This window comes from Azospirillum sp. A26, assembly GCF_042604635.1.
GTDB lineage: Bacteria > Pseudomonadota > Alphaproteobacteria > Azospirillales > Azospirillaceae > Azospirillum > Azospirillum palustre.
On record NZ_CP170473.1, the window covers coordinates 90,283 to 107,857 of the forward strand.

The window sequence follows — 17,575 nt, forward strand, 5'->3', positions numbered from 1 at the left end:
CAGCAGCATGAGCGACAAGGCATCCTTCCCAATCGTCGGGATCGGCGCATCCGCTGGCGGGGTGGAGGCCTTGGAGGGGCTGTTCGGTGCCGTTCCCGCCGACAGCGGCATGGCCTTCGTGGTCGTGACGCATCTGTCACCGGAACACGAAAGCCTGCTGGCCGACATCATCGGCCGATGCACGCCCACGCCGGCGCATCAGGCCTGCGACGGGGATTTGGTCGAGGCGAACCGCATCTACACCCTGCAGCCCGGAACCCTGCTGACCATCGACGGCGGACGGCTGCATGTCCGGCCGGACAGCGCCTCCCGCCGCGAGCGCAACCCGATCGACCTCTTCCTCAGTTCGCTCGCCAGCGACTGCGGTGAAAGGGCGGTCGGCATCATCCTGTCGGGTGGCGGCAGCGACGGCACCCTGGGCGTCAAGGCGATCAAGGAACGGGGCGGCTTCACCATCGCCCAGGGGCATGACGGAATTCCCCGCCATGACGGCATGCCGAACAGCGCCATCGCCACCGGCGTCGTCGACCTTGTCGCGCCGGTGGAAACGATGGCGGCGACGCTGGTGGACTATGCGCGAACCGCCACGTCGCTGGGCGATCTGACCGGTGAGAAGGATGTTCATGAGGATGCGCGGCTGGAAGCGGCACGCAGAAGCATCACCACCATTCTGCGCAATCAGATCGGGCACGATTTCCAGGGCTACAAGCACAACACTTTCCTCCGTCGTGTCCAACGCAGGATGCAGGCCCTGCGGCTGACGGACATCGACAGCTATGTCGAACACCTGCGTGAGGACCGCACGGAAGCCGCGGCACTGTTTCGCGATCTGCTGATCGGCGTCACCACCTTCTTCCGCGACGGCGAGACCTTCCAGGCGCTGGAGGACCTCGTCATCCCGCATCTGTTCACCGGGAAAAGCGCCGGCGATGCGGTGCGCGTCTGGGTTCCGGGGTGCGCCACCGGCGAGGAGGTGTACTCCATCGCCATGCTGCTGTCCGAATATGCGGAAACCCTCCACAGCGTGCCGAAGATCCAGGTCTTCGCCACCGACATCGACGAGCATGCCCTGGAGGTGGCACGCACCGGGCGCTATCCCGCCAATCTGGTGCGGGATGTGCCGGCAGACCGGCTCAAGCGCCATTTCACTGAGGACGGCACCAGCTATCTCGTTCGCAAGGAGGTGCGCGACCTGTGCATCTTCTCGGCGCACAGCGTCGTCCGTGACCCGCCCTTTTCACGCATCGACCTGATTTCGTGCCGCAATCTGCTCATTTACCTGGGGATGGGACTTCAGGATCAGGTCATCCCGATGTTCCACTATGCATTGCGCCCCGGCGGCTATCTTTTCCTCGGCGTGGCCGAGACGATCGGGCAGCATCAGACGCTGTTCGTGCCCATGGACAAAAAGCATCGCCTGTTCCGCCGGCAGGATGCGGTCTCCGTAACCATTCCCTTCGCCATGGCGGAGCATGGCGGCCGCACCACCCGCGGATCGGCCGAGACCCCCCGTTCGATCCAGTCCAATGCCGCCAATCTGCGTGGGCATGTGGAGGCGCGCGTGCTGGAGCGTTTCGCTCCGGCCCATGTCGTCGTCAACCAGAACGGCGAGGTGGTCTATTATTCCGCCAACACCGGCAAGTATCTTCAGGCGCCTCCCGGCGCTCCGAACCGCCAGCTTCTGGCGATGGCCCGCAAGGGACTGCGGCTCGATCTTCGCGGCGCCCTGCACGAGGCGATGCAGACCCACAAGCCGGTAACCCGCAAACACCTGGCGGTGGAGGTGGACGATCGTGTCCAAGTGCTCGATCTGACGATCGAGCCGTTCGACCGCGAAGGGGAACCCTTTTCCCTGGTCCTGTTTTCCGATGTCGGAGGCCCAAGTCCCGCGGAGGAGATCTACGGCAAGGAGCGTCACTGGGGCCAGGATCCCGTTGCGGTGGAGCAGCTGGAACGTGAACTTCGCGATACCAAGGAGCGTCTCCAGAGCACGATCGAAGAGTATGAAACCTCATTGGAGGAACTGAAGTCCGCCAACGAGGAACTCATCTCGGTCAACGAGGAACTGCAATCGACCAATGAAGAGCTGGAAACGGCCAAGGAGGAAACGCAGTCGGTCAATGAAGAGCTTCACGCCGTCAACATCGAACTCAACGGCAAGGTCGAGGAACTCGATCAGTCCAACAACGATCTCCAGAATCTGTTCAACAGCACCCAGATCGGGATCATTTTCCTGGACCGATCCCTGCTGATCCGGAGTTTCACGCCGGCGGTCACCCGGATTTTCAATCTGATCGCGAGCGACCGCGGCCGTCCGCTGACCGATATCGTCAGCCATCTCGATCAGGTCGATCTGGATCGGGATCTGAGACATGCGCTTACCGACCCGGCGACCGTGGAAAAGGCGGTTCGGTCCAGGGACGGGACCAGGCACTACATGATGCGCATCCTGCCTTACCGGAAAGCCCGCAACGATCTGGAAGGCCTGTTGTTGACCTTCGTGGACGTGACGTCGCTCAAGGAGGCCGAGGAGCAGCAGCGCCAGCTCATCGGTGAACTCGACCACCGCGTCAAGAACATGCTGGCCGTCGTTACCGCCTTGGCCCAGCAGACGCTGAAGGCGATTGCCGAGGCACCGGAATGCACGGCGTTTCTCGGCCGCCTGCAGGCGATCGCCAGCACCTACGATCTGCTGACCCGTGACGGTTGGGGGAATATCCCCCTCAGCGACGTCGTGCTCAATGAGGTGAAGCCTTATGCCACCAGCGAAGGACGCTTTGCCGTTGACGGACCTGCCGTTCAACTCCGGCCCAAGGCCGCGTTGGCGCTCGGCATGGTGATCCACGAGTTGGTGACCAACGCGCTGAAATACGGCGCATTGTCCGTGGCGGACGGGCGCGTCGTGGTGACCTGGGAATTCGGGCAAAGGGATGCCGATGCGGTGCTGCTTGTCCATTGGCGCGAGACGGACGGTCCCCCGGTGTCGCCTCCCACCCATCACGGCTTCGGCTCCAAACTGATCACCCAGCAAATCCGCTACGAACTGCGTGGCGATGTCATGGTGGATTACGCTCCGGCTGGCCTCCAGGCGACGTTCACCGTACCGGTCGCCCAGACGAGGAGCGACGAAGAAAGCCCCGCCTCGCTTGAGAATGCCCGATGACCGGAAAGCATCTGGAAGGCTGCCGGATCATGATCGTCGAGGACGAGTTGCTGATCGCCATGGCGTTGGAGGAAATCCTGCAGGATGCGGGGGCCATCGTCGTCGGCATGGCCAGCTGCGTGACGGATGCCCTGGCGCTGATCGAACGGGAAGATTTCGACGCCGCCATCCTGGATGTCCGGCTCGACGATGAGCGGGTGACCGCCGTCGCCGACGCGCTCGAAGCCGGCGCGAAGCCTTTTGTCTTCCACTCGGGATACGGGCCGGAACTCCTTCCGCAACGACACCGGCACAGACCGCTGCTCCGGAAGCCCTGCGCCCCCGCCGCCATCGTTCGCATGTTGTGCATTGCCATGGCCTGAGCGGGTGCCGGATGGCCGCATCCACTGTCAGTCCAACGATGATGAGAGACGAAACCGACCCATAAGGGTCAGGCAGAAAATCGGTGTCTTTCGCTGCAATGGGCTTTCCGCCCGGTTCCAGCTATTTCATCGCCTCGTACAGTGCATGGACGACACTGGATGAAAGCGATGGCTTGCGGAGCAGGGGGCGATGACGATGGCTGCTTGGAAGATGTTCCGGACCATATCCCGAATGGAAAACGAATGGGATGCCTCGTTTTTCCAAGGCTTCCGCAACGTCGACGACCGGCTCTTCATCCAATCGGGCGTCCAGAAGCGCAACATCGAAGGGTTCGGCTTCAATCAGCGCAAGAGCGTCCACGGTCGAAGCGGCAAGCCGAACCACATTGGCGCCTGCCTCCAAGACTGCCGCCTCCAATACGACGGTGACGAGGAACTCGTCCTCCACGATGAGGACACGACGGTCGTTCAGCAGCTTTCCGGACATCCGCCGCTCCCTTTGATCAGGCGTCCCGTAGACCATATGCCTTTGGCCTTCGCTGTAAAGTTGGACAAAAGCAATGCCTATGCACGCTTATGGGAGTCCGTCTTCTCACATTGGTGGCACCAATATATGGAAGCGCTATAGCTGGTGGTATTTCCGATTTGGGAAAGGAAAAATATTCCAGCTCCTGCAATTTGACATTGGCCTATGTGCCGGTTCCGAAGAAAGTTTGGCCCTGCCACTCCAACCCGGCAATGGTTGGATGGACCTGCCCGGAGAAAATGAATGGCATCCATCTATAGCCTGAACGCCAACTTTTCAGGGCGGAGTCCGTCGACGCCCCGGGTTCCGCATCACTGTCGTGGAGCGATGTAGTGGAAGAACATCCGTTTGACGATCTCCACGAGGACCAGATAGGTGACGACGGCGGCCACCAGGAACAGGTAGAAGGAGGCTGGAGGAACCACGAAGCCGAAGAAGGATGCCAGCGGCGTCAGCGGCAGCAGCGCGCCGACGGCGGCAGCTCCCAGCGACAAGCCAGCCAGGATTGCGTTGGGTCGGCTGAGCCAGGGGCTGCGGCGGGTGCGGATCACGAAGATGACCAGCACCTGGGTGGCAAGGCTCTCCACGAACCATCCGGTCTGGAACAGCGCCTCATCGGCGTTGAACAGGTGAAGCAAGGCATAGAAGGTCAGGAAATCGAACAGGGAGCTGACCGGACCCAGCACCAGCATGAAGCGCTGGATCAGCCGCAGATCCCACTGCACCGGCAGGGCCAACGCCTCCGCCTCCACGGTGTCGAGCGGAACGCCGGCCTCGGACGCATCGTAGAGCAGGTTGTTGAGCAGCACCTGGGTCGGCAGCATCGGCAGGAAGGGCAGGAACAGCGACGCTCCCGCCATGCTGAACATGTTGCCGAAATTCGAACTGCTTCCCATCAGGATGTATTTGGTGACGTTCTGCACCGTGCGGCGCCCCTCCATCACCGCCTCGTGCACCACCGACAGATCGTGGTCGAGCAGGATCAGGCCAGCTGCCTCCTTTGCAACGTCGGCGGCGCTGTCCACCGAGATGCCGACGTCGGCGGCATGGAGGGCGGAGGCGTCGTTGATCCCGTCGCCCAGGAAACCCACCACCCGGCCGGAGCGCTTGTAGGCCAGCAGCACGCGTTCCTTCTGAGCCGGCGTCACCCGGCAGAACACGTTGACCTTGGGGAGGCGGGCCCGCAACGCCTCCTCGCTCATCGCCCGCAGATCGTCGCCGGTGATCAGGCCGATGACGGGCAGGCCGAGCTCGGCGCAGACGTGCCGCGTCACCCGCTCGTTGTCGCCGGTCAGAAGGCGCACGGCCACCCCGGCCCCGGTCAGATCGCGGATCGCCGCCATGGCACTCGCCTTGGGCGGATCGAGGAAAACCGCGTAGCCGGCGAAGGCAAGTTCGCTTTCGTCTCCCAGCGCGGCGGAGGCATGATCCGGTCCCATCGCCTTGGAGGCGATCGCCAGCACCCGGAACCCGTCCTCTCCCAGCTTCTGGAACAGGGCATCCAGATCCGCCCGCGCCGCCGGGTCGAGCGGCATCTCGACGCCACCTTCGCCTTCGTAATGGGTGGACTGCCGTAGCACGTCTTCCGGCGCCCCCTTGACCACCAGCAGCCGCTCGGTGCCATCGGTGACGAGAACCGAGACGCGCCGCCGTTCGAAATCGAAGGGCACCTCGTCGATCTTCCGCCAGCCGGTCACGTCGAGGCTGCGGAAGGCGATGATGGCCTCGTCGAGCGGGCTCTTGATGCCGCTCTCGAAATGGCTGTTCAGGTAGGCCAGCCGGAAGACGCGTTCGCTCTCCGCGCCACGGAAATCCAAGTGCCTGACCATCCGGATCGTCGCCTCCGTCAGCGTCCCGGTCTTGTCGGTGCACAATACGTCCATGGCGCCGATGTTGTGCATGGCCGCCAGCCGTTTGACGATGACACGGCGCTCCGCCAGCCGCATCGCCCCGCGCGCCAGCGTGACGGTGACGATCATCGGCAGCAGTTCCGGCGTCAGCCCGACCGCCAGGGCCAGGGCGAACATCAGGGACTCCAGCCAGGGCCGGTGGAACAGCACATTCACCGCCAGCACGAACAACACCAGGAAGATCGTCAGGCGCAGTATGAGGAAACCGAACTGGCGGATGCCCAGCTCGAAGGCGGTGGGAGGGGAAGGCGCCTGCAGGGTGCCGCTCAACCGACCGAACGCCGTCGCGTCGCCGGTCCGGCAGACCACGGCGGTGGCGCTGCCGCTGATGACCGAGGTTCCCATGAATATGGTGTCGAGCGCCTGCCCAACGTCTTCGGCCGGGATCGCGACGGCATCGACCCGCTTTTCCGCCGGGTAGGGCTCCCCGGTCAGCATGGCCTGGTTGACGAACAGGTCGCGCGCTTCGAGGAGGCGGCAGTCGGCCGGAACCAGATCGCCGGCGGCCAGACGGACCACGTCGCCTGGAACCAGTTGATCCACCGGCTCCGATACCTCCACACCGTCCCGGCGCACCTGCACACGGACGGCGACGGTGCGGCGTAGCGCCTCCACGGCGTTCTCGGCCCGCATCTCCTGGACGAAGTCCAGGGTGACGCTGAGCACGACCATGACGATCACGATGACGAAGCTGGTGATGTTCCCGGTGGCTGCCGACAGGCCGCTGGCGAACAGCAGGATCAGCACCAGGGGATTGAGGAAGCGGGTCAGGAATTGCAGCCACAGCGGCCGGCGGCGGCGCACCAGCGGCTGGTTGAGGCCGTACCGGCGCCGGCGGGCCTCCGCCTCGGTTCGCCCCAGCCCGGCGGGGGTCGCATCCAGGTTTTTGAGCACGACGGAGATCGGTTGTTTCCAGATCCCGTCAGCGATGGTGCCTTGGTCCAAAGCTCGTGTCCTCGGCAGTTGCACCAGTGTAGGCGCTGGCCGAGGAATGAGAAATGACGCTTACGATAGCCCGCACTGTCATGGTTGGGACTTGGCGCCACATGGCCGGATTCGAAAACGGCGACCACGGACTGACGCCCCCGACTTTCACCGCCGCCACCCTTTCGGTTGGACAATGCGAGCCATATCGCCGCTGGACCGGAGTAGACGGATGGGCCGATGGAGCCCTGGCCCGATGCGTCATTCGCAACGGCAACCTATAAGAGCATTTCTATCCGGACCCGCTGCTACCATCGAAAGGGCGCCGGCATGGGACAGGATCATGAAAAGCATCACGGCACGTCCGGGCGGACAATCATGGGCAGCGGGCGCCGCGACTTTCTGTTCGGCGGAAACGGGAACGACATCATCGCCGGCAATCGCGGCAACGACTACATGGAAGGCGGCGGCGGCGGCGACCGTTTCGTTTTCAAGCCCGGCGACGGTTGGGACTGCATCGGCGACTTCCAGGGCGGAGCCGACGGGGACCTGCTGGACCTGCGGGCCTGGGGTGGGATCGGCAGCCTGGAGGATGTGCTGGCCCGCTCCCACCAGGACAGCGACGGGCTGGTCCTCGATTTTGGCCCACGCGACGGCGTGAAGCTGATGGGCCTGTCGCGCGAGGATCTCACTGCCGGCAATCTGCGACTGAAAAACGAGCCGATGAAAGCCAGCGCCGTGTTCGCGGCGACGGACAATGCGGATGGGAACGAGCTGTGGGGGACGGACGGGCGCCGGGCCTTCCTGCTGCGGGACATCGCTCCGGGAGCGGCCTCATCGGAGCCGCAGGGCTTTATCGAACTCCATGGGCGTGTTTATTTCAGCGCCGACGACGCCGTCCATGGGCGTGAATTGTGGTCCACCGACGGAACACCGGGTGGAACCCGCCTGCTGATGGACCTCAATCCAGGCGTCGCATCGTCGGCACCCACGGCCCTGACCATAGCGGACGGCCGCCTTTATTTCGAGGCGGACGACGGTCAGCATGGAGGGGAGCTTTGGGTCAGCGACGGGACGGCGGCCGGGACGCATATGGTAAAGGACGTGAATGCCGGCGGACGGCCGTCCTTTCCCTCCAACCTGACGGCAGTTGGGGACGAGCTGTTCTTCACCGCCAACGACAGCGACCATGGCAGGGCACTGTGGCGGTCGGATGGCACGGCGGCCGGGACGGAGCTGGTCAAGGATTTCTTCCCCGGCAGCTTCGATCCCCCGGTTCCCCTGCCGATCCTGCCCACGCATCTGACGGCGGTCGGCGACCGGTTGTTCCTGACCGCCTGGGACGGGACCGGCGGCTATGGCCAGCTTTGGGTCAGCGACGGGACGGATGAGGGCACGGTCAAGCTGGATGGCAGCATTGGCGAGGACCCAAGGGCCGGGCGCCTGGAGGTCCTGACCGCAGTGGGAGACAGGCTGTTCTATAACCACGGCGAGGATTTGTGGACCAGCGACGGAACCCCGGAAGGCACAATGCCGGTGAAGAATTTTCCGCCGGTCGGCCTCTCCCTGCCCAACCGGTATGTCGCCTTCGACGACCAAATTGCCTTTGTGGCCAGCGATGGGCAGCACGGCTTCGAGCTTTGGATGTCGGACGGGACGGAGGAGGGAACGCGCATGGTGAAGGACATCGCCCCTGGCAGCGCAGGGGCCAACATCGCGGACTTCGCCGTTTTGGACGACAGGGTGTTCTTCACTGCGGATGACGGAGTGCACGGACGCAGTCTGTGGATGAGCGACGGTACCGGGGCCGGCACCCGCATGGTGGCGGACAGGTCCCACGACGTGAGTTGGACAGCGCCCGGCAACCTCCGCGCGGTTGGCGACAGCCTCTATTTCAGCGGGATCGACGCCGGCCAAGGCGGCGCGCTGTTCCGTCTGGATGCCGACGGGGAGGCGGTGACGAAGCTCGCCACCTCCCAGCCCTTCAGCCTGCTTTATGGCACGCTGGAGATCGCCGGGATCTGATGCCACCCATTTCAGGCTAATGCCGACCGCCGCGAGCGCAGGGACGGGTCCGTTTGCAATCCTCAGGAGGGCAGCCGGACCCGCAGCGGCAGGACCAGCCTATGCCTCCCGCCATCGAGCGGCAGGCGCACGGCTTCGCCGGTCCGGTCGAAACGCGAGCCATCGAGGACCACGTCCGATGCATCGCGATCACCGTGCGACGCCGCCTCCACACGGATGTGGTAGTGGGTCGACTCCACGGTTACCGTGGCTTCGAAGCCCGTCCAGGAAGCCGGAAGACACGGATCGACGACCAGGAATGCGCCCTCGCGGCGGATGCCGAGGATGCCCTCTGTGCCGGCACGGTACATCCACCCCGCCGCACCCGTGTACCAGCTCCAGCCGCCGCGCCCGTCATGTGGCGCCACCGAATAGACATCGGCGGCGACAACATAGGGTTCGACCTTGTAGCGCTCGGCTTCCGTCGGCGTGCGGGCGTGGTTGATCGGATTGAGCAGGTCGAACAGGGCGGCCGCCCTGCTGCCGTCACCCAGCTTGGCGAACGCCAGTATCGCCCACATGGCGGCGTGGCTATATTGCCCGCCATTCTCGCGCAGGCCCGGCGGATAGCCGCGGATGTAGCCGGGATCGGACGTCGTCCCATCGAACGGCGGCGTGAACAGCAGCGCCAAGCCGTCGTCGGGTCGGATCAGCAGACTTTCCAGCGACTCCATCGCCGTCGCGGCACGCTCGGGATCGGCGGCACCCGAGAGCACGGCCCAGGATTGGGCGATGGAGTCGATGCGGCACTCCTCGCAGGCTGCCGAACCGAGCCATGTGCCGTCGTCGAATGTCGCCCGGCGGTACCACGCGCCGTCCCAGGCCTCGCGCTCCAGCGACTGGCGCAATGCCTCGGCATGGTCACGCCAGCGGCGGGCGCGGACGGCATCGCGACTGTCCGCCAGCGGCGCGAACAGCGCGATGGTGCGGAGCAGCAGCCAGCCAAGCCAGACGCTTTCCCCCTTGCCGTCCTGGCCGACGCGGTTCATGCCGTCGTTCCAGTCGCCGGTGCCGATGAGCGGCAGCCCGTGCTCGCCGGTCAGGACGAGGCTTTGGTCGAGGCCACGGGCGCAGTGTTCGAACAGCGGGGCGCACTCGTCGGCAGTCGCCGGCTGGAAGAAGGCGTCGTGCTCACCGGGGCGCAAGGGAGGACCATCGAGGAACGGCACGCTTTCCTCCAGGATCGCAGCGTCACCCGAACTGGCGATGTAGGTGGCGGTGGCGAAGGCAAGCCACACGCGATCGTCCGAGATCCGCGTCCGTACCCCTTGCCCGGACTGGGGCAGCCACCAGTGCTGGACGTCGCCTTCGACGAACTGCCGGCCGGCGGCGCGCAGCAGATGGCGCCGCGCCTCATTGGGCATGGCGAAGCTCAGCGCCATGCCGTCCTGCAGCTGGTCCCGGAAGCCGTAGGCGCCGCTCGCCTGATAGAAGGCCGAACGCGCCCAGATGCGGCAGGCCAGCGTCTGGTAGAGCAGCCAGCCGTTCAGCATGATGTCCATCGCCCGGTCCGGCGTCTTGACCTGAACGGCGCCGAGCACGGAAGTCCAGTGATCGGCGACCGCTTCGAGAACGGCGTCGAGATCGGCGTCGCGATAGCGCGCAATCAGCAGGCGGGCGGCCTCCGCCGAGGCGCATTGCCCGAGGAACCAGACGATTTCGACCGTCTCGCCGGCCTTCAACTCGACGACGCCCTGCAAGGCCGTGCAGGGATCGAGACCGGCGCCAGTCGCCCCGGACAGCGGTGAGCGCCCGACGAGCGCCGCTGGCGCCGAGGGGCCGCCGTTGCGGCCGATGAACTCGGTGCGGTCGGCCGTCCACGCCGTCTGCCGGCCGTCGAGATCGGCGAAGGCGACGCGTTCGCCGAAGGTCGGGCTCCAGCGGTTGCGGGCCAGCATGGCTCCAGTGGCCGCGTCGATCTCCGTTGCGATGAACGGCGCCGAAGCGCCACGTGCCGTGCCGAGCACCCACTCCGCATAGGCGGTGACGGACAGCGTGCGCGGACCGGGCGAATGGTTGCGCAGGGTCAGGCGGGAAATCTTGATCGGATCGGCCAGCGGCACATATTGCAGAAGCTCCAGCGCGATGCCGTGCGCCTGATGTTCGAAGCGGCTGTACCCGCGACCATGGCGGGCGATATAGGTCCCGCCGTTGCGGATCGGCTGCGCGGTGGCGCTCCACAGGTCTCCGGTCACCTCATCGCGGAGATAGATCGCTTCCCCGGCCGGATTGCCGACCGGATCGTTGGACCACGGCGTGAGCTGGTTCTCCCGGCTGTTCCCTGCCCAGGTGAAACCGCCGCCCTCCGCCGCCACCTGGAAGCCGAAATCGGGGTTGGCGATCACGTTGATCCAGGGAGCGGGCGTCATGCGGCCGGCGTCGAGGATGGTCACATACTCCTGCCCGTCCTTGTCGAAGCCGCCCAGACCGTTGAAAAATTCGAGGGAGCCCGGCACCGGCACCCGGTCCGCCATGGGCCGGGCCGCGGATTGGAGCGATGCGGGAGTGTCGATGGGTGCCGATGGGAACGATTGCCGCTGCAGGCGGGCGATCTGTTCGGCGATGGAGCCGCGCCGGGCGATCAGCACGACGCGGGCGACCGAATGGAGCAGGGCGCGTGCGTCGGCACGCATCAGGTCGGCACGCAACGCGTAGACCGAACCTTGCGCCGGTTCCTCGCCGAGCCGTGGCCGCGACTGGCTGCTGCGCACCGCGGTCTCGATGGCGACCTGAAGATCCTGGACATAGGATGAGGCGCGCTCGTTGACGATCACCAGATCGACGGCCAGACGCTTCATGCGCCAGTATTCGTGGGCACGCAGCAGCTGGCGGACCTGGGCGATGTCCTCGACGTCGTCGATGCGCAGCATGACGATGGGAAGATCCCCTGAAATCGCGTGGGGCCACAGGCCCGACTGGGCTCCCGCGCCACCGGCGATGGTGGCGGAGGGAGCCCGGAAGCGGGCATCGGCGTACAGGATCGGCGCGGCCAAGCGCTGGAAGTCGGCGGCCTCGTCGGCCCCGATGGCCAAATGGCGAAGCTGGACCTGGGCCTGCGTCCATGCCAGGGTTTTCACCCGGTCGAAGGCATTCCGGTCGGCATGCTGATCGACAAGGTCAAGAAGCGCCGTCTGCGACGACGCGACCAAGGTCCAGAAGGCGACCCGCGCGACCCCGCCGGGTGGGATCGTCAGGCGCCGCCTGATCGCGACAATCGGGTCGAGAACCGTCCCGAGGCCGTTCGACAGCGGCTGGCCGTCGGCGATCGCGGCGGCCGTGCCGACGGTGCGGCCACGCCCGATGAAACGCGCCCGGTCGGTCTCGTATTGTGGATCGCCCGCAATCCCGCCGTCGACGACGGCGAAGTGGGCGGCCCAGACCGGCGGCTCGCGTGGCGAGCGCGGGCGGCGGGTGGCGACCAGCGCGCCGAACTCGGCGTGGAACCCGGTCTGCACGAACATCTTGGCGAAGGCCGGATGGGCGGCGTCGGCGGCCGGCGTGGTCAGAACCAACTCGGCATAGGACGTCACTTCGATCACGCGCGGTCGCCGCCCGCCATTGGTCAGCGAGACGCGGCGGACCTCCCCGTCGGCCTCGCCGGAGACCAGAACGTCCATGGTGGTGGTCAAGGTCCCGTCATGGCGGATGAATTCGACGTGATCCTCGGCGAACACCACCTCGGCATGGTCCGCCGCACGCCCGGTTGGCTGCGCGCCGGCGGACCACAGCTCGCCGGTCTGCGTGTCGCGCAGGAAAATAAAGGTCCCCCAGTCGTCCCGGGTGGCATCCTCGCACCAACGGGTCACGGCGATGTCGCGCCACAGGCTGTAGCCCGCCCCCGCCGCGGTCAGCATCACCGTGTAGCGCCCGTTGGAGAGCAAATGAGTGACCGGGGCTGCGGCAGAGGGCGGCGTGGCAAGGCGGCGCACCGTCGGCGATGCGATGGCGACGCCCATTGCGGAGGTCTTCACCTCCTCGGCCCGAGGATGCCCGACGACGACGTCGCGCGGCATGCGTTCCTGGAGCAGCAATTCGCTGGCCATGATCATGGGTTCGCGGTGGAAACGGTCGCGCATCCGGCCGTCCTGCAGGGCGTTTGCGATGGCGACGATGGTCATGCCCTGGTGATGGGCCATGACGTTGCGCACGATGGCCATCTCCGCGCCTTCGGGAAGCCTGGAGCGGGTGAAGTCGAGGGCGTCGTAGAAGCCATGGCGTCCGCATGCGCCCATCGCGGCGAGGCGGTCGTAGTTCAGCCGTGCGCCGTGCGGATCCACCATCGCGGCCAACCCGGTGGCGTAGGGCGCGATGACGAGATTCTCGGAGAGGCCGCGCTTGAGGCCGAGGCCGGGAACACCGAAGTTCGAGTATTGGTACGTGAACTCCAGGTCGCGGGCGCTGTAGGCGGATTCCGAGATGCCCCATGGCACCCCCAGCGTTCTGCCGTAGGCTTGCTGACGCTCCACCACCAGACGGCTTGTCTGCTCCAGAAGGCTGCCGACCGGCGCGCGCATCACCAGCGCCGGCATCAGATATTCGAACATGGAGCCGGACCAGGAGATCAGCGCGGAGCCGTTGCCGACCGGTGTCGCCGCACGGCCGAGGCGGAACCAGTGCCGCGTCGCGACGTCGCCCTTGGCGATGGCGAACAGGCTGGCGAGCCGGGCTTCCGAGGCGAGCAGGTCATAGCAGCTCGGATCCAGGCTGTTGTCGGGGAGGGCGTAGCCGATCGACAGCAGTTTGCGTTCGGGATCGAGAAGGAAGGAGAAATCCATCGCGAGCGCCATCGCGCGTGCCGTATCGGCGAGGGCACGCAGCCGGCCCCTCCGCATGTCCGGCGTCCCGGCGACGGTGAAGCGGTCACGGCCATGCTCGATCGCCGCGGTCCGCAATGCCACGATCCAGACCATCAGATCCGCCGGACCGTCGCCACCGGCCGACGGCCCGCCCGCCGGGATGACGTCGCGGGCCGCTTCGACGGCCCTGTCGGACAGCCGCCTCAGCGTCGGCAACTGGACCTCGATGGAGTGCCCCCCGTCGAGTTGTGCGGCGATCTCGTCGAGAACGGCGCCAAGCCGGCGTATTTGCTCGCCGCCCGCTGTGGGCAGGGCGTCCGCGGCCTCTCGCGCCAGGGCGAGGGTATCCATCATGCCGAGCCGGGCGTCCGCCGCCGGAGCACAGCCCACCCATTCCTCGCAGGCGTTCGCGACTGCGATCAGATGGCCGGCAAGGTTCCCGCTGTCGACCGACGAGACATAGGCCGGTTCCAGCACCCTCAGATCCTGTGTTCCATACCAGTTGAAGAAATGCCCCCTGAACCGCGAGAGCTTCCGCATGGAGTCGAACGTCGCCTCCAGCCGCTCGATGGTTTCCGTCGTTCCCGACCAGCCGAAGTCGCGGGCGGCGACGGTGGAAAGCAGGTAGAGACCGATGTTGGTCGGCGATGTCCGATGGGCGACCACCGGCTTCGGGTCCTCCTGGAAATTGTCCGGCGGCAGCATGTTTTCGGCCGGCGTGACGAACGTCTCGAAAAAGCGCCAGGTGCGCCGCGCGGTGAGGCGCAGGTCGCGGGCATCCGGATCGGAGAACGCCGCCCGCCGACGTATGGCCGGCGGCCGGCTGGTCCATGCGGCGAGTGCGGGGGCCGTCAGCCACAGCAGGGCGAAAGGCAGGGCCAGCGGCCAGGACGATGGCGTCACGGCAACGGTACCGGCCGCCACGACGAGCCCAAGTGCGGTGCCACCCGCCATGTCTCGATAGAAGCCGCCGAGATCCAGCTGCGGCCGGCCACTTGTCTGCGCCGCCGTCGTCCATTCGAGAAGATGGCGGTGCGTGACGAACAGTCGGGTCAATGTCCTTGCGATGGCATCGGCCATCCGCCACGCCTGGTCGGCCAGGAAGGCAACCGACATCACGGTCCGCATCGCCGCCATCCGCAGATCCTGCATGAGTGAGCCGACATGGCTGCCGAGGCGGGTACCCGGCCGGCCCGGCAGCACCGAGGACATCGACGGCAGGAACGCCGGAACCGCGCTGACGGCGAGCACGAGCAGGACTCCCGCCAAGGCGGACGGCAGAGGCAGCAGCCAGCTCACGGCCAGCGTCGCCAAGGTGAACGGCGCCAGCAGCGAGCGTCGCAGGTTGTCCAGCATCTTCCAGCGACCGACCGGCGGGGCCGCCTGAGGACCTGTCCTATGGCCGAGGATCCAGGGGAGCAGTTGCCAGTCGCCGCGGGTCCAGCGGTGCTGACGCTTGGCGGCGACGTTGTAGCGCGAGGGGAACTCCTCGACGAGTTCGACGTCGGAAGCGAGACCAGCGCGGGCGAAAACACCTTCGAACAGGTCGTGGCTGAGCAGGGCATTGCGCGGAACCCGGCCGTCCAGCGCCGCTTCGAAGGCATCGACGTCGTAGATGCCCTTCCCGGTGAAGGATCCCTCGCCGAACAGATCCTGGTAAACGTCGGAGACGGCCGACGCATAGGGGGCAATGCCGCCGGGGCCGGAGACGATCCGCTGATAGAGCGAGCCCTCGCCGCCGAGCGACAGCGACGGCGTGATGCGGGGCTGAAGAATGGCATAGCCGTTGATGACGCGCCGCCCGGCCGCGTCGAACGTCGGCCGATTCAGCGGGTGCCCCATCTTGCCGACCAGCCGGAGTGCGGCGTCCCGCGGCAGTCGCGTGTCGGCGTCAAGCGTGATGACATAGCGCACGCCGGCCGGCACCTGCGGCGCGCGACCGGCAATGGGCATGAAGCTGGTGTCGGTGGCGCCGCGCAACAGCCGGTTGAGTTCGTGCAGCTTGCCGCGCTTGCGCTCCCACCCCATCCACTTGCCCTCGCCGTCATTGTAGAGCCGTCGGCGATGCAGCAGCAGAAAACGGTCCCCGCCGTCAGGACCGGGGCCATGGCGCAGATTCAGCCGCTCGATGGCCGCGGCGGCCACCGCCAGGAGAGCGTCGTCGTCGGCCACCACCTCCTGGTCGGCGTCCGGACCATCCGACAACAGGGCGAAGACGAGTTCGCCGCCGGCCCCGGCGAGGTGGTGAACCTCCAGCCGCTCGATCTGTTCCAGCAGGTCGGCCTCGCCGGTCAGCAGCGTCGGAACGGCGACGAGCGTGCGCTGTGACGGGGGCACGCCGTCCGCCAGTTCGAGCCCCGGCAGGGTGATCGCTCCGAACAGCGCGGTGACCGCGCGGTTGACCAGCGCCGTCGCCACTTCGGAGGCCGGCACGATGCCGGCAAGGGCGAACAGGAAGAGCCAGCCGCCCATACCGGGAAGCCAGGCCGCCCACACCGCGAGACCCAGCAATAGCGCCGTCACGGACAGGATCGCGCCGACATAGCCGCCGATTCCCAGATGAACGCTGAAACGGCTGATCCGCAGCCGGGCCGGTGGTCGAAAGCCGACGCGCCGCTCAAGTGCGCCTCGCCCTTCCGCGATCAGATGATAGCCGGGGTCGCCGACACGCGCGGCGTCCGCACCGTTGGCTGCTTCCGCCGCCGCTGCACGTGATGCCGATAGCGCCAGACCGGCGATGGCGAGTTCTGGGAATGACGAACCGCGGGCCAGTTCCTCGATGGCGCTCCGGTAGAGGTTGCGCGTGGGGAAATCCATGGCGGCGAAGCCGCTCGCCGCGCGCAGGTGTTCGTCGACGAGGCTCACGCTCTCGAACAGGTCCGCCCAGTCGATGTCGGAGATCAGCCGCATGCTGGTGATGACATTGCGCACGGTGACGTTGGAGGCGCCCAACCTCTGCTGGGCGTGCTGGACCACACCGTCGACCGTTGCGCCCTGACGGTTGAGCCGCTCCTCCAGCCAGCCGAGGGCCGGCATCGTTCGCGGATCCTGGTCCCGCAGCCGCTTCGCCAGTTCCGCGGCGAAAACGTCGGACAAGGAACCGGAAGAGCGCGTGGCCATGTCCGCTTCGAGAGCGGAACGGCTGTCCCCCGATGCGAGAAGCCGGTCTGCCAGTGCGTCGGCATCCGCCCGTGCCGCGCGTCCGACGGTGATCTGGTCGGCGAGCCGGCGCAGGTTCTCGATGAGGACGATGCGAAGCGTGATCGCTACCGCCCACAGCTCGCCGATGGTCAGCGGTTGGACCCGCTGATAGGCGGTGATGAACCGGCGCAGGATCGTGGGATCGAGGTGGCTGTCCGTGTGGGCAACGAAGGCCCAGGCCAGTCCGAACACCCGGGGATAGCCGGCGAACGGCCCGTCAGCGAGCTTCGGCAATTGACGGTAATAACCCAGCGGCAGGTCGACGCGGATTTCCCGGATCTGCTCCTCGACGACATGGTAATTGTCGAGCAGCCATTCCGCGGCGGGAACCACGCTGCGACCGCGCTCCAATTCCGCCGCACTCGCCCGATAGGCGGCGAGGAGCACCGCGGCGTTGTCGGCGAGGCGGGTGTGCAGGGACAGGACGGCAAGCGGCTTGCGTGTCACCGGCTGCGCGGCGGCGAGACTCTCCGCATGCCGCTCGAGCCGGTCCAGACCGAAGAGTTCCTCGCGCACCGGTGCCAGATCGCTCCAGGGGGACGGTGGCAGAGGATGCCCGAAAGCATGGCGGAGGATCGCATTCATCGGTGCCTTTCCGGCCAGCATCAGCGTGCGACCGCGATTAAGAG

General features: G+C 66.3%; 6 protein-coding genes. 3 read left to right on the forward strand and 3 right to left on the reverse strand.

The window, feature by feature from the left end; translation table 11 throughout:
• The first annotated feature begins 7 nt into the window (after window positions 1-7).
• Both ABNQ39_RS15105 and ABNQ39_RS15110 read left to right on the forward strand, forming a co-directional pair.
• Window positions 8-3,163 (forward strand): CheR family methyltransferase, encoded by a 3,156-nt coding sequence (locus tag ABNQ39_RS15105; protein ID WP_376961230.1) that lies wholly within the window; start codon window positions 8-10, stop codon window positions 3,161-3,163.
• Window positions 3,164-3,192: 29 nt separating this feature from the next.
• A complete protein-coding gene (locus tag ABNQ39_RS15110; protein ID WP_376961232.1) occupies window positions 3,193-3,525 on the forward strand; it encodes a response regulator in 333 nt (110 codons plus the stop codon).
• Window positions 3,526-3,646: 121 nt separating this feature from the next.
• Here the strand turns inward: ABNQ39_RS15110 and ABNQ39_RS15115 are convergent, their stop codons facing one another.
• On the reverse strand, window positions 3,647-4,012 hold the full coding sequence (locus tag ABNQ39_RS15115; RefSeq protein WP_376961234.1) for a response regulator: 366 nt from the start codon (window positions 4,010-4,012) through the stop codon (window positions 3,647-3,649).
• A gap of 350 nt (window positions 4,013-4,362) precedes the next feature.
• A complete protein-coding gene (gene mgtA, locus ABNQ39_RS15120) occupies window positions 4,363-6,855 on the reverse strand; it encodes a magnesium-translocating P-type ATPase (RefSeq protein ID WP_376961236.1) in 2,493 nt (830 codons plus the stop codon).
• Between the two features lie 360 nt (window positions 6,856-7,215).
• Between mgtA and ABNQ39_RS15125 the strand changes: the two genes are divergently transcribed.
• Entirely contained in the window at window positions 7,216-8,910 is a 1,695-nt protein-coding gene (locus ABNQ39_RS15125) for an ELWxxDGT repeat protein (protein ID WP_376961238.1), read from the forward strand.
• Between the two features lie 62 nt (window positions 8,911-8,972).
• Here ABNQ39_RS15125 and ABNQ39_RS15130 read toward each other — a convergent pair whose 3' ends face one another.
• Complete coding sequence (locus ABNQ39_RS15130) at window positions 8,973-17,531, reverse strand: GH36-type glycosyl hydrolase domain-containing protein (RefSeq protein WP_376961240.1); 8,559 nt, start codon at window positions 17,529-17,531, stop codon at window positions 8,973-8,975.
• Between the last annotated feature and the right edge of the window lie 44 nt (window positions 17,532-17,575).

Excerpts from the sequence above, each read along its gene's own strand:
- ABNQ39_RS15130 (WP_376961240.1), bottom strand. The coding sequence starts at position 17,531 with ATGAATGCGATCCTCCGCCATGCTTTCGGGCATCCTCTGCCACCGTCC.
- ABNQ39_RS15105 (WP_376961230.1), top strand. The coding sequence starts at position 8 with ATGAGCGACAAGGCATCCTTCCCAATCGTCGGGATCGGCGCATCCGCT.
- ABNQ39_RS15115 (WP_376961234.1), bottom strand. The coding sequence starts at position 4,012 with ATGTCCGGAAAGCTGCTGAACGACCGTCGTGTCCTCATCGTGGAGGAC.
- ABNQ39_RS15110 (WP_376961232.1), top strand. The coding sequence starts at position 3,193 with ATGATCGTCGAGGACGAGTTGCTGATCGCCATGGCGTTGGAGGAAATC.
- ABNQ39_RS15125 (WP_376961238.1), top strand. The coding sequence starts at position 7,216 with ATGGGACAGGATCATGAAAAGCATCACGGCACGTCCGGGCGGACAATC.